Consider the following 15,397-nt stretch of genomic DNA (forward strand, 5'->3'; position numbering starts at 1 on the left):
TCCGAGGGCGTCGGCATGCTGGCCCTGGCCCGCCTCTCCGACGCCCAGCGCCTCGGCTACCAGGTGCTCGGCCTGGTCCGCGGCTCCGCGGTGAACCAGGACGGCAAGTCCTCCCAGCTCAGCGCCCCGAACGGCCCCGCACAGCAACGCGTCATCCGCTCCGCCCTGGCCTCCGCCCGCCTGTCCCCGTCCGATGTGGACGCGGTGGAAGCGCACGGCACCGGCACCGTCCTGGGCGACCCGATCGAGGCGCAAGCTCTTCTCGCAACGTACGGCGCGGACCGCTCTTCCCCGTTGTGGCTGGGCTCGCTGAAGTCGAACATCGGCCACACGCAGGCCGCAGCGGGTGTCGGCGGCATCATCAAGATGGTGCTCGCGATGCGGCACGGCGTCCTGCCCGCAACCCTGCACGTGGACGCGCCGACCCCGCACGTCGACTGGTCGGCCGGCAACGTCTCCCTGCTGACGTCTTCTCAGCCCTGGCCGGCTTCCGACCGCCCGCGCCGCGCCGGTGTGTCCTCGTTCGGCATCTCCGGCACGAACGCCCACGTCATCCTCGAGGCCGCGCCTGAACGGTCCACTCAGAACGCTTCCGCCCCGGAATTGTCAGACCTGCCTGAGACGATTGGAGTGGGGGGCGGATCCCCCCAGGGGGCCAGCCAGTCCGTATCGATTCCGTACCTGCTCTCCGCCAAGTCCCCCGCCGCCGTGCGCGACCAGGCCGGCCAGCTGACCGCCCACCTCGCCCGTCACCCCGAGCTGCGCGCCGCCGACGTCGCCCACTCCCTCGCCCAGCGCACCCAGTTCCCCCACCGCGCGGCACTGCTCGACGGCACCATCGTCGCCGAAGGCGAAACCGGCGACCTCACCTTCCTGTTCACCGGCCAGGGCTCCCAGCGCACCGGCATGGGCCGCACCCTCCACGCCACCTACCCGGCGTTCCGCACCGCCCTCGACGAAGCGCTCGCCGCACTCGACATCGAACAGGAGTTCCTCGAAGGCGACCTCGACCAGACCCGCCTCACCCAACCCGCCCTCTTCGCCCTCGAAACGGCTCTCTTCCGGCTCTTCGAACACTGGGGCATCAAGCCGGACCACCTCATCGGCCACAGCATCGGCGAAATCACCGCAGCACACGTCGCCGGCATCCTCACCCTCCACGACGCGGCAAAACTGGTCACCGCCCGCGCCACCCTCATGGACGCACTCCCCCGCCAAGGCGCCATGTGGGCCATCGAAGCCACCGAGGACGAAGTCCGCCCCCACCTCACCGCCAACGTCAGCATCGCCGCCATCAACGGCCCCCGCGCCGTCGTCATCTCCGGCGACGACCCCGACACCGCCGCAGTGGCCGCGCAGTTCCCCCACCGCCGCACGAAGAAGCTCACGGTCAGCCACGCGTTCCACAGCCACCACATGGACGCGATGCTCGACGAGTTCCGCACCACCGCCACCCAGCTCACCTACGCGTCCCCCGGCATCCCGATCATCTCCACCGTCGCCACCGACCTCCCGATGACCGACCCCGAGTACTGGGTCACCCAGGTCCGCGAGACGGTGCGCTTCCACGACGCCGTGAGCCGCCTGCAGGGCACGTTCATCGAGCTCGGCCCCGACGCCGTCCTCACCGCGCAACTGGCCGACAACGCGGTCGCCGCCCTCCGCCGCGACCAGGACGAGGTCACCAGCGTCCTCACCGCGCTCGGCACCGCCTACACCGCCGGCCAGCTCCCCCGGAACCTCTCCGACGACGGCCGCCGGGTCGAGCTGCCGCCTTACGCGTTCCAACGCCAGCGCTACTGGCTCACCCCCGGCACGATCGCCACCGACGCCGGCGACCTCGGCCTCACCGCCGCCGGTCACCCGCTGCTCGGCGGCGTCGTCCACTCCGCCGGCAGCGACACGGTCATCTTCACCGGCAGGCTGGCACCCGGTGGCTGGCTCGACGACCACGCCGTGCTGGGCAACGTCATCGTGCCCGGCGCCGCCCTCGTCGACCTCGCCCTGCACGCCGCCCGCCACACCGGCTTCAGCACCCTCGACGAGCTGCTGATCGAGGCACCGTTAGCGCTGACAGAGCCGCTACAGCTCCAGATCGCGGTCACCGGCGACGCCCTGACGATCCACTCCCGCACCGACGGCGACTGGACGTTGCACGCCACCGGCACCTTCTCCACCGAAGCACCACCCGCCACCGAGCTCGCCTGGCCGCCGAACGCCGACCCGCTCGACGTCGACGACATGTACGCGACGCTCGGCGCGACCGGCCTGCAGTACGGGCCGGCTTTCCGCAACGTCACCGCCGCGTGGCGCGCCAAGGACGCCGTCTACGCCGAAGTTTCCCTGGCAGACCACGACTTCGGCGTGCACCCGGCACTGCTCGACGCGGCGCTGCACCCGTTCGCCGCGGCAGCCGACACGCTCGCGTTGCCGTTCGCCTGGCAGGGCGTCACGCTGCACTCCCCTGGCGCCACCGAACTGCGCGTCCGCGTCGACCTCACCACGAACGCCGTCCACGCCACGACCCCGGACGGCACCCCGGCCCTCACGGTGTCGTCACTGCGCACCCGCCCGCTGACCGCAGGCCAGCTCGGCCCTCGCACCGACGGCCTGTACGAGACGACCTGGACCCCGGTCACCCCGACTCCCCTCCCTCACACCGTTGTGAACGTGCCCACCGGCGACGTCCACGAGGTCACCGCGCAAACGCTGTCGGAGTTGCAGGCCGCTCTGCGCGACCACGACACCACCATCGCGGTCGTCCGCCACTCGGACGACCTCTCCGCAGCCGCTGTCGAGGGTCTAATCAAGTCCGCGCAGGCCGAACACCCCGGCCGAATCGTGCTGGTGGACACCGACGACAGCGTCGACCTGTCCACAGTGGTCGGTGACGAGCCGCATGTTCGCGTTCACAACGGTGCCGTGCTCGCTCCCCGCCTCACCCGCGTGACCCGCCGCGGTACCGCCACCATCGACTGGAACGGCACGGTGCTGATCACCGGCGGCGCACTGGGAACGTTGCTCGCGCGGCACCTCGTCGACCGCGGCGCGCGTGACGTCGTGCTGGCCAGCCGCAGCGGGCGTGATCCCGGAATCGAGCACGTCCGCGGCGTCGCGTGCGACATCACCGACCGCGCGGCCGTCGAAACCCTGCTCGCGGACCTGCCCGACCTCGATGTGATCGTTCACACCGCCGGTGTGCTCGACGACGGCCTGATCGAGTCGCTCACCCCCGAACGCCTCGATGCCGTGCTGCGCCCCAAAACCGCCGCCTGGCACCTGCACGAGCTGACGCGTGAACGTGAACTGAAGGCGTTCGTGCTGTACTCGTCGGTCGCGGGCACGTTCGGCACCGCCGGCCAGGCGAACTACGCCGCCGCCAACACCTACCTCGACGCCCTGGCCCGCCACCGCCACGCCGAGGGCCTGCCCGCGGTGTCGCTGGCATGGGGCATGTGGGACGACGGCATGGCGTCACACCTCTCCGACGCCGACCGCGACCGCCTCGCCCGCTCGGGTTTCCTGCCGATCAGCACCGAGCACGGCCTCGCGATGTTCGACGCCGCCCTCGGCCTCGACACGCCCGTCCTGGTCGCGTCGCCGCTGAACTTGGCAGCGTTCACAACCGAGGTCCCGGCACTGCTCCGCAGCCTGGTCCGCCCTCGCGCCACCACGTCCGGTTTCGCGGCTCGCCTCGCGAACCTGGACGAGGACGCCCAGCGCGTGCTGGCGTTGAGCGTTGTGCGCGAGAACGTGGCCGCCGTCCTCGGCCACACCGACCCGAACGCGCTCAACGTGGAGGCGGCGTTCGGCGACCTCGGGTTCGACTCGCTGATGTCGATCGAGCTGCGCAACAAGCTCACCGCCGCCACCGGCACCAAGCTCCCCGGCACGGTGATCTTCGACCACCCGACGCCGCTCGCGCTGGCCGAGTTCGTGCGCACCACGACCGTCGGCGTGAAGACGCGCGTCACCGCCGTCGCCACGACCACCGCCTCCGACGAGCCGATCGCGGTCGTCGGCATGGCCTGCCGCTTCCCCGGCGGTGTGGCGTCGCCGGACGACCTGTGGCGCCTGGTCGCGGACGGTGTCGACGCGATGAGCGATCTGCCGGCGAACCGCGGCTGGGACCTCGAGGGCATCTACGACCCGGACCCCGACCAGTTCGGCAAGACCTACGTGCGCCGCGGTGGTTTCCTGCACGACGCCGACCAGTTCGACCCGGCGTTCTTCGGCATCTCGCCGCGCGAGGCCGTGGCGATGGACCCGCAGCACCGCCTGCTGCTCGAAACCGCCTGGGAGGCCCTGGAGGACGCCGGCATCACGCCGCGTTCCCTGCACGGCAGCCAAACCGGCGTCTACACCGGCGTGATGTACCGGGACTACGCACCGCGCGTCGGTGACGCCCCGCCCACCCTCGAAGGCCTGCTGGGTCCCGGCAACGCGGGCGCCATAGCGTCCGGCCGCATCTCCTACACGCTCGGCCTGGAGGGCCCGGCCGTCACGATCGACACCGCCTGCTCCTCGTCACTGGTGACCGCGCACCTCGCCGTGCAAGCGCTGCGCTCGGGTGAGGTCTCGCTGGCGCTGGCCGGTGGCGTCACGGTCATGGCGACGCCGGAGTCCTATGTGGAGTTCAGCCGCCAGCGCAACCTCGCGCCGGACGGCAAGGTCAAGGCGTTCTCCGGCGACGCCGACGGCACCGCGTGGGGCGAGGGCGTCGGTCTGCTGCTGCTGGAACGCCTTTCGGACGCGGTGCGCAACGGCCGCACCATCCACGCCGTGATCCGCGGCTCCGCGATCAACCAGGACGGCGCCTCCAACGGCATCACCGCCCCCAACGGCCCCTCGCAGGAACGCGTCATCCAGCAGGCACTCGCCAACGCGCACCTCTCACCATCCGATGTGGACGTCCTGGAAGCACACGGCACCGGCACCACCCTGGGCGACCCGATCGAGGCCCAAGCCCTGCTCGCCACCTACGGCGCCGCCCGGACCGAGCCGCTGTGGCTGGGTTCGTTCAAGTCGAACGTCGGCCACACCCAGGCCGCGGCCGGTGTCGGCGGCATGATCAAGATGATCATGGCACTGCGCCACGGCGTCATGCCCGCGACCCTGCACGTCTCCGAGCCGACCCCGCACGTCGACTGGTCCTCCGGCGCCGTCTCCCTGCTGCAACAGCCCCGGCCGTGGCCCGCTGTGAACCGCCCGCGCCGCGCGGCCGTCTCGTCGTTCGGCATCTCCGGCACGAACGCGCACCTCATCCTCGAACAATCGCCCTCGGTGAACGGCGGATCCACGCACCCGGAACTGTCAGACCTCTCTGAGACGATTGGGATGGGGGGTGGCTCCCCCCAGGGGGCCGGCGAATCGGGATCGATTCCGAACGGCGAGCACCTCCGCGCCGGCGACCCACACGGCGTCCCGGCGGCACCGGTGCCGTTCCTCGTCTCGGCCAAGACCGCGGAAGCCCTTCCCAACCAGGTTGAACGCCTGCGCCGGCACCTCGACGCGCACCCCGGCCTCCCCCACCCGGCCGTCGCGCACGCCCTCGCCACCACCCGCACCCACTTCCCCCACCGCGCGGTCGTCACCGACTTCACCCGCCTCGACCCCGTCATCGCGCAGAAGGCCCCGAAGACCGTCTTCGTCTTCCCCGGCCAGGGCACCCACTGGGCCGGCATGGCCATCGAGCTCATGGACACCGAGCCGGTCTTCAAGCAGTCCATCGACGAGTGCTCGGCGACGCTGAGGGAGTTCGTCGACTGGGACCTCGAAACCGTCCTGCGCACCTCCGACTACGACCGCCTCGAAGTCCTGCAGTGCGTCGGCTGGTCGGTCATGGTCTCCCTCGCCCGCCTCTGGCAGCACCACGGCATCACCCCCGACGCCGTCGTCGGCCACTCCCAGGGCGAGGTGGCGGCGGCGACGTTCACCGGCGCCATCACCCCGCGCGATGCGGTCAAGATCCTCACCAAGCGCGTCGGCATCGCCAACGAGCACCTCGTCGGCCGCGGCAGCCTCCTGTCGCTCGCCGTGTCCGAGCAACGCGCGCAAGAACTCATCGCGCCCTACGGCGACCTGTTGAGCGTCGCGGTTGTCAACGCTCCCGAAGCGTCCGTCGTGGGCGGTGACCTCGACGCGCTGCACGACCTCATGACCGAGCTCGACGGCATCCGCCACCGCATGATCCCCATGGCCTACGGCTCGCACACGCCTCAGGTCGAGGCCGTCAAGGACCTGCTGATGGCGGAGTTCGACGGCCTCACGTCCCAACCACCGCGGATCGCCTTCTACTCCACCGTCACCACGCAGAAGCACGAGGTCTTCGACGCCGAGTACTGGTACCGCAACCAGCGCGACCCGGTGTGGTTCGCGCGCACCGTCAACCGCATCGCCGAGGACGGTCACAACGTCTTCATCGAGGTCAGCAGCCACCCCGTGCTGCTCGCGTCGGTGCAGGACAACCAGCCCGCGGTCGCCACGCTGGAGACGTTGCGGCGCGACAGCGGCAGCCTCGCGCACTTCCGCGGCTCGGTCGGCAACGCGTGGGCGCACGGCCTCACGCCGGACTGGACCGCCCTCTACGGCGACCAGCCGCGCGTGCCGCTGCCGACCTACGCCTTCCAGCACGACCGGTACTGGCTCGAACCCACCGGCAACGCCAGGAACGCCGCCGCGCTCGGCCAGACCTCGGTCGACCACCCGTTGCTCGGCAGCCTCGTGCACACCGCGGAAGGCGACTCCCTCCTGCTCACCGGCCGGGTCTCGCTGAGCACGCACCCGTGGCTCGCCGACCACGCCGTGTCGGGCACGGTCTTGTTGCCGGGTACCGCTTTCGTCGAGCTGGCGCGGCAGGCGGGCAAGCACGCCGACCTCGACACGGTCGAAGAGCTGCTGATCAACGCACCGCTGCTCCTCGAACCGGACACCTCCGCGCAGCTCCAGGTCACCCTCACCGGCGACCGCGTCTCGATCCACTCCCGCACGACCGCCGAGTGGACCTTGCACGCCAGTGGCACGCTCACAACGACCGAAGCCACCGCGGAAACCCTGGAGTGGCCGCCGAACGGTGACGAGCTCGACGTCCACGAGATCTACGACCGGCTCGCGGACCTCGGGTTCGAGTACGGACCGGCGTTCCAACGGCTCCAGCGCGCCTGGCAGGACGGGGACGAGTACTACGTCGAGGTCGCGCTGGACCAGCCGCAGGGCAACTTCGCGGTGCACCCGGCGCTGCTCGACTCGACCCTGCACATCGCCGGCACGTTCGGCGACGGCGTGGTGCTGCCGTTCTCGTGGGCCGGTGTTCGCGTTCACAAGGCGGGCACCACGGTGTTGCGCATGCGGATCACCAGGCAGGGCAACGACATCGCGCTACACGGCGTCGACGCCGACGGCACGCCGGTGATCACCGTGGACACGCTCGCAACCCGGCCGCTCGACCTCGACCGGCTCGCCACCCGCACCGAAGGCCTGTTCGAGATCGACTGGACGCCCGTCACCCCCGCCGCGCTCACCGAGCACACCGTGCTGGAGGTGCCGCAGGGCGACGTGCACGACGTCATCGAGCACGTGATGACGTCCCTGCAGGAGAAGCTGCGGGAAGACGGCCGGGTCGTGGTGGTGACCCGCAACGCCGTCAACGTTCCCGAGCCCGACCTCGCGCACGGTTCGGTGTGGGGCATGGTCCGCGCCGCGCAGACCGAGCACCCGGACCGCATCACCCTCGTGGACACCGACGACAGCGTTGAACTCGCCACCGTGATCGGTGACGAGCCGCAGCTCTCCATCCGCGACGGCGAGGTCCGCGCACCTCGCCTGGCGAAGGCACCCGTCGTGGAGCCGTTCGCGTGGGACGCCGACGACACCGTCCTGATCACCGGCGGCACCGGCACGCTCGGCACGATCCTGGCTCGCCACCTCGCCGAACGCCACGGAGTCCGCAACCTCGTCCTGGTCAGCCGCCGCGGCATCACGCCGGAGGCACTGGCCGATGTGAACGCCAACATCCGGGTTGTCGCCTGTGACATCACCGACCGGGAAGCGTTGCGGGAGCTGCTCGACAGCATCGACAACCTCTCTGCGGTCGTTCACACCGCCGCCACGCTCGACGACGGCCTGTTCAGCGCGATGACCCCGGAACGCCTGCACTCCGTGCTGCGTTCCAAGGCCGACTCGGCGTGGGACCTGCACGAGATGACCAGCGGGCTCAAGGCGTTCGTGCTGTACTCGTCGCTCGCCGGCACGTTCGGTGCGGCCGGCCAGTCGAACTACGCCGCCGCCAACACCTACCTCGACGCGCTCGCCCAGGTGCGACGTTCCCAGGGGCTGCCGGCGACGTCGCTGGTGTGGGGCCTGTGGGCGGACGCGAGCGGCATGACCGGCGAGCTGTCGGCCGCCGACCACGCGCGGATGAGGCAGCTGGGCATCGCGCCGATCACCGCCGAGCACGGCATGGCGATGTTCGACGCGGCACTGAGCCTGTCCGCGGCCACCGTCGTCGCCACCCCGGTCGACCTGGGCGTGATCCGCAAGGCCGCCGTCGTGCCACCGCTGTACCGGGGCCTGGTCCGCAAGCGCACGACCGTGACGGCGGTGACCGCGACCGACGAGGCCTCGCTGCTGGCGCTGGTCCGCGAGCACGCCGCCGCGACGCTCGGCTACCCCGGCCCGGAGTCGGTCGGCCCGGACAGCGCGTTCAAGGACCTCGGGTTCGACTCGCTGACCGCCGTCGAGCTGCGCAACCGGCTCAGCCCGGCGACCGGGATCCAGCTGCCGGCGACGATCACGTTCGACCACCCGTCGCCGGCCGCTCTGGCGAAGTTCCTGCACGGCAAGCTGTCCGGCGCCGAGCCGGTCCGCAAGCGGCGGGTGTCCGCACGGGCCGCGGACGAGCCGATCGCGATCGTCGGCATGGCCTGCCACTTCCCCGGCGACGTCGACTCGCCGGACGACCTGTGGCAGATGCTGCTCGCCGGCCGGGAGGGCATGTCCGAACTGCCCAACGACCGCGGCTGGGACCTGGAGACCCTCTACGACCCGGACCGTTCCCGCCCCGGCACCACCTACTCGCGCACCGGCGGCTTCCTGCACGACGCGGGCGACTTCGACCCGGCGTTCTTCGGCATCTCGCCGCGCGAAGCGGCCGCGATGGACCCGCAGCAACGCCTGCTGCTGGAGACGTCGTGGGAGGCGTTCGAACACGCCGGCATCGACCCGCGGTCGTTGCGCGGCAGCGACACCGGCGTCTTCACCGGCGCGATGTACCGCGACTACATGGGCCGCTTCAACGCGACCAACACCGACAACGAGGACGTCATGGGCGCCGGCAACGCGGGCGGCGCCACCTCCGGTCGCATCTCCTACACGCTGGGCCTGGAGGGCCCGGCCGTCACGATCGACACGGCGTGCTCTTCGTCTTTGGTGGCAACCCACCTCGCCGTCCAGGCCCTGCGCTCCGGCGAGTGCTCCCTGGCGCTGGCCGGCGGCGTGTCGATCATGGCGTCCCCGGAGCCGCTGATCGAGTTCGCCCGCCAGCGCGGCCTCGCCTCCGACGGCCGGTGCAAGGCGTTCGGCACGGGCGCGGACGGCATCGGCATGTCCGAGGGCGTCGGTCTGGTCCTGCTGGAACGCCTGTCCGACGCGGTCCGCAACGGCCACCGCGTACTGGCGGTCGTGCGTGGCTCGGCGGTGAACCAGGACGGTGCTTCCAACGGCCTGACCGCGCCGAACGGTCCCTCGCAGGAGCGCGTCATCCTGCAGGCGCTCGCTTCCGCCGGCCTCACTCCGTCCGATGTGGACGCGGTCGAGGCGCACGGCACCGGAACGGCCTTGGGTGACCCGATCGAGGCGCAGGCCCTGCTCGCGACCTACGGCGCGGATCGGCCTTCTCCGTTGTGGCTGGGGTCGCTGAAGTCGAACATCGGGCACACGCAGGCCGCGGCGGGTGTCGGCGGGATCATCAAGATGGTGCTGGCGCTGCGGCACGGCGTGCTGCCGGCGACCCTGCACGCGGCCGAGCCGTCGCCGTTGATCGACTGGAGCGCCGGGTCGGTGTCGCTGCTGCAGGAGGCCCAGCCGTGGCCTGCTTCGGACCGTCCGCGCCGGGCCGGTGTGTCCTCCTTCGGCATCTCCGGCACGAACGCCCACGTCATCCTCGAGGCCGCACCTGAACGGTCCACTCACAACACGCCCACCCCGGAATTGTCAGACCTGCCTGAGACGATTGGAGTGGGGGGCGGATCCCCCCAGGGGGCCAGCCAGTCCGTATCGATTCCGAGCGGGGCGGCGGGGCACGCCGGAGCAGCGGTGCCGTTCTTCGTGTCGGCCAAGACCGCCGAAGCGCTGCAGGGGCAGGTGCGCGCGCTCAAGCAGTACCTCGCGCGCAACCCTGAAGCCGACCCACGCGACGTGGCGCACACCCTCGCGCAACGTGCGAAGTTCGACCATCGGGCCGTGCTGCACGGTGGCAGCGAACTCATCGACGGCACCACGACCAGCGGCGAGCTCGCGTTCCTGTTCACCGGCCAAGGCAGCCAGCGCGCCGGCATGGGCCACGAGCTGTACCGCACCTACCCGGCGTTCCGGCAAGCCCTCGACGAGGCCATCGACGCGGTCGACGCCCACCTCGGCGATCCGAGCCTGCGCCTGGTGTTCTTCGACGAACCCAGCCTGCTCGACCAAACCCTGTACACGCAGACGGCGTTGTTCGCGCTGGAAACCGCCCTCTACCGCCTCTTCGAGAGCTGGGGCATCACCCCGGACCGCCTTGTGGGGCACTCCATCGGTGAGCTGACCGCGGCCCACGTCGCGGGCATCCTCAGCCTTGATGACGCGGCACAGCTCGTAGCCGCGCGCGCCAGGCTGATGAACGCGTTGCCGACGGGCGGAGCCATGGTCGCGATACAGGCGACTGAGGAGGAGGTCGCGCCGTTCCTCACCGACACGGTGAACCTCGCCGCGGTCAACGGACCGACGTCAGTCGTCGTGTCCGGTGACGGCACGGACGCTGTGATCGCTCACTTCCAGGACCGCAAGATCAAGAAGCTGCAGGTGAGCCACGCGTTCCACTCGCACCGGATGGACCCGATGCTCGCCGAGTTCCGGGCGACGGCGCGGAAGCTCACGTTCACCGAGCCCACCATCCCGATCGCCCCGACCGTGGCGACGGACCTGGCGATGACCGACCCGGAGTACTGGGTGGTGCAGGTGCGCGAGGCCGTGCGCTTCCACCAGGCGGTCGAGAGTCTCGGTGACGTCACCACGTTCATCGAGCTCGGCCCTGACGGCGTGCTGACCGCCCAAGCACAGCAGACGACCCAGGGCGTGTTCGCGACGGCGTTGCGCAAGGGCCACGACGAGGTGACCACGGCGTTGACCGCGCTGGGAGCCGCGTTCGTGCACGGCCGCACGCCTGTCGTGGAGCAGGGCGAACTGGTCGACCTGCCGACGTACGCGTTCCAGCACCAGCGCTACTGGCTGGTTCCGACCGGCGGCGGCAACGCGACCGAGCTCGGCCTCGGCACGAGCGCGCACCCGTTGCTGCAGGGCGTCCTGCAACTCGCCGACAGCGACTCCACCGTGCTCACCGGCCGGTTGTCGCCGTCGTCGTGGCTGGCGGACCACGCGGTGGGCGGCACGGTGGTCGTTCCCGGCACCGCGCTCGTCGACATGGCACTGCACGCCGGCGCACTCGCCGGGCTGACCACGCTGGACGAGCTGGTCATCGAGGCGCCGTTGACGCTCACAGAGGCGGTGCAGGTCCAGGTCAAGGTCACCGGCACGGCCGTCACGGTCCACTCGCGCACCGACGGCGACTGGACGTTGCACGCCAGCGGCACGCTCAGCACCGACGCGATCGCAGCAGAGGCGTTCGAGTGGCCACCGCAGGCCGAGCCGCTCGACGTCGACGAGATCTACCCGGCGCTCGGCGCGCTCGGGGTCGAGTACGGGCCGGCGTTCCAGGGGCTCACGAACGCCTGGCGCTCCGGCGACGTCCTCTACGCCGAGGTGGAGGTGGCCGAGCACGAGTTCGGGGTGCACCCGGCGTTGCTCGACGCGGCGCTGCACCCGGTGGCGGCCGTCGGCGAGAACCTGGCTTTGCCGTTCTCCTGGAACAAGGTGAGCGTTCACACCACGCGCGCCACCCGGCTGCGGGTGCGGCTCTCCCCGCAGGAGAACGGTCTCCGCATCGACGCGACCGACGAGCAGGGCGCGCCGACGCTGACCGTCGAGTTGCTGGTCACCAGGCCGGTCGACGTCGACCGGCTCGGTTCCCGCACCCAGGGCCTCTTCGAGACGGTGCTGGCACCCGTCTCCCCCGGCACGCTCGGCGCGCACGAGGTCGTCGAGGTGCCGCGCGGTGACGTGCACGAGGTCACCGAGCAGGTGCTGAAGACGTTGCAGGACAGGGTGCACGGCGACGGGAAGCTCGTCGTGCTCGTCCGCGACGGTGACCTGGCGGCTGCCGCGGTGCAGGGCATGGTGCGCGCGGCGCAGGCCGAGCACCCCGGCCGGATCGTGCTGGTGGACAGCGACGGCAGCGCCGATGTGTCCGCTGTGGCCGATGACGAGCCGCAGATCGTGATCAGGGAAGGCAAGATGTTCGCGCCGCGCCTGGCGAAGGCCGGCGGTTCCGAGCCGTTCACCTGGGACGAGGACGACACCGTGCTGATCACCGGCGGCAGCGGCACGCTCGGAGCGATCCTGGCGCGGCACCTGGTCGAACGCCACGGCGTCCGCAACCTGGTGCTGGCCAGCCGCAGCGGAGCACTGCCGGAGGGGCTGGCGGATGTTAACGCCAACATTCGTGCGGTGGCATGTGACATGAGCGATCGGACAGCGGTTGAGCAGTTGCTGAACAGCGTCGAGAACCTTGATGTTGTCGTTCACACCGCTGGAGTTGTCGACGATGGCGTGCTGACGTCGCTCACCCCTGAGCAGCTGCACAAGGTATTGCGTCCGAAGGTGGATGCCGCGTGGCACCTGCACGAGCTGACGAGCGGCCTGAAGGCGTTCGTCCTGTACTCGTCGCTCGCGGGCACGTTCGGCGGGCCGGGTCAGGCCAACTACGCCGCCGCCAACGCCTACCTCGACGCGCTGGCCCGGTTGCGTCGTGGGCAGGGGCTGCCCGCGACGTCGCTGGCGTGGGGGATGTGGGACGACACGAGCGCGATGACGGCCGGGTTGTCCGACGCCGACAGGGCGCGCATCGCCCGTGACGGGTTCACGCCGATCAGCGCCGAGCAGGGCATGGCGATGTTCGACGCAGCACTTGGGCTCAACGCGGCGGCCGTGGTCGCGACGCCGATCAACCTGAGCGCGATCGCGAAGCTGCCGGAGGTGCCGGCGTTGCTGCGCGGCATGGTCCGGCCGCGCACGAAGGTGGCCAAGCGGGAGGACAGCGCCGCGTTCGTCGCGAGGCTGGCCGGGCTCGGCGAGGACGAGCAGCACGCGGTGGTGCTCGACCTGGTGCGGGCTCGGGTGGCGACTGTGCTGGGCCACAACGACTCCGCCGCGATCGCGGACAACGCCGCGTTCGAGCAGCTCGGGTTCGACTCGCTCACCGCGGTCGAGCTGCGCAACGAGCTGACCGCCGCGACGGGCGTGCAGCTCTCGCCGACGCTGGTGTTCGACCACCCGACGCCCGCCGCCCTGGCCCGCCACCTGCGCGACACGCTCGCCCCGAGCGGCCGCAAGGTGGCGCGGGTGAAGCTCGACGAGGTCGCGGCGTTGCTGTCCGGCCTCGCCGTCGACGCCGACGACCACGCGTCGATCACCGAGCAGCTGGAAGACCTGCTCACCCGCTGGCGGCGCACGGCCGGTCCGACCGAACCCGACTCCGACGACGATCTCGACGCGGCGAGCGACGAGGAGCTGTTCTCGCTCGTGGACACGAACAGGAAGGCCTGACCGGCGATGTCGAACGAAGCGAAGCTGCGCGAGTACCTGAAGAAGGCGATCGCCGACACCCGGCAGGCCCAGCGCGAGCTGCAGGAGGTCCAGGAGGCGGCGACCGAGCCGATCGCGGTGATCGGCATGGCCTGCCGCTACCCCGGTGACGTGCGGTCGCCGGAGGACCTGTGGCGCCTGGTCTCCACGGGTTCGGACGGCACGTCGGAGTTCCCGGCCAACCGCGGCTGGGACGTCGCCGGCATCTACGACCCGGATCCGGAGCAGTTCGGCAAGACCTACGTGCGGCGCGGCGGTTTCCTGCACGACGCCGACGAGTTCGACCCGGACTTCTTCGGCATCTCGCCGCGCGAGGCCACCGCCATGGACCCGCAGCACCGCCTGCTGCTGGAGACCGCGTGGGAGACGTTGGAGGACGCGGGTATCGCGCCTTCTTCGTTGCACGGCAGCAAAACCGGTGTCTACACGGGCATCATGCACCACGACTACTCCTCGCGGGTGACCGAGGTGCCTCCGTCTCTGGAGGGTTTGCTCGGTCCGGGCAACGCCGGTTCCATCGCGTCCGGGCGCATCTCCTACACGCTGGGTTTGGAAGGTCCCGCGGTCACGGTCGACACGGCGTGCTCGTCGTCGTTGGTGACCACGCATCTGGCCGTGCAGGCGCTTCGCGGTGGTGAGGTGTCATTGGCGTTCGCGGGCGGTGCGACGGTCATGTCGACGCCTGAGGTTTTCGTCGAGTTCAGCAGCGGCCTGTCGGACGGCGTGCAAGGCGTTCTCCGGTGACGCTGACGGCACCGTGTGGAGCGAGGGCGTCGGGCTGCTGCTGTTGGAACGTCTTTCGGACGCGGTGCGCAACGGTCGCACGATCCACGCGGTCATTCGCGGCTCGGCGGTGAACCAGGACGGCGCGTCGAACGGCATCACCGCGCCGAACGGTCCTTCGCAGGAACGGGTGATCGCCGCCGCGCTGGCGAACGCGCGGCTGTCGGTGTCCGATGTGGACGTTGTCGAGGCGCACGGCACCGGCACGACGCTGGGCGACCCGATCGAGGCGCAGGCGCTGCTGGCGACGTACGGGCAGGGGCGGTCCGCCGACCGGCCGCTGTGGCTGGGGTCGCTGAAGTCGAACTTCGGGCACACGCAGGCGGCGGCCGGGGTCGGCGGCGTGATCAAGATGATCATGGCGATGCGGCACGGGTGATGCCGCGACGCACGTGTCTCCGACGCACGGACTGGTCGGCCGGGCGGTGCGGTGTTTGTGGCGCGGCCGTGGGGTGGCGAGCGGGCGCGGCGGGCCGGGGTGTCGTCGTTCGGGATTTCGGGGACGAACGCGCACTTGATCTTGGAGGAGGCGCCGGGCGCGCCGGAATTGTCAGGGGTGCCTGAGACGATTGGAGTGGGGGGTGGATCCCTCCAGGGGGCCGTCGAATCGGGATCGATTCCGAAGGGCGGGGCGGGCACGGCGGGCGAGCCAGGTCGGGCG

Annotated in this window: 2 protein-coding genes and 1 pseudogene; all 3 read left to right on the forward strand. The window is 70.9% G+C overall.

Annotation, left to right across the window (positions count from 1 at the left end):
• Positions 1-15: 15 nt before the first annotated feature.
• The 3 genes and pseudogenes from BBK82_RS55400 (at position 16) to BBK82_RS57130 (ending at position 15,115) form a co-directional block, all read left to right on the forward strand.
• Positions 16-13,914: a type I polyketide synthase gene (locus tag BBK82_RS55400; RefSeq protein ID WP_065920321.1), complete on the forward strand. Its 13,899-nt coding sequence runs from the start codon at positions 16-18 to the stop codon at positions 13,912-13,914.
• Between the two features lie 6 nt (positions 13,915-13,920).
• A pseudogene (locus tag BBK82_RS57125) lies at positions 13,921-14,701 on the forward strand (beta-ketoacyl synthase N-terminal-like domain-containing protein); the annotation flags it as partial.
• Between the two features lie 9 nt (positions 14,702-14,710).
• Entirely contained in the window at positions 14,711-15,115 is a 405-nt protein-coding gene (locus BBK82_RS57130) for a polyketide synthase (RefSeq protein WP_065920323.1), read from the forward strand.
• The last annotated feature ends 282 nt before the right edge of the window (positions 15,116-15,397 follow it).

It is taken from the genome of Lentzea guizhouensis (assembly GCF_001701025.1).
GTDB classification, from domain to species: domain Bacteria; phylum Actinomycetota; class Actinomycetes; order Mycobacteriales; family Pseudonocardiaceae; genus Lentzea; species Lentzea guizhouensis.

Excerpts from the sequence above, each read along its gene's own strand:
- BBK82_RS55400 (WP_065920321.1), top strand. The coding sequence starts at position 16 with ATGCTGGCCCTGGCCCGCCTCTCCGACGCCCAGCGCCTCGGCTACCAG.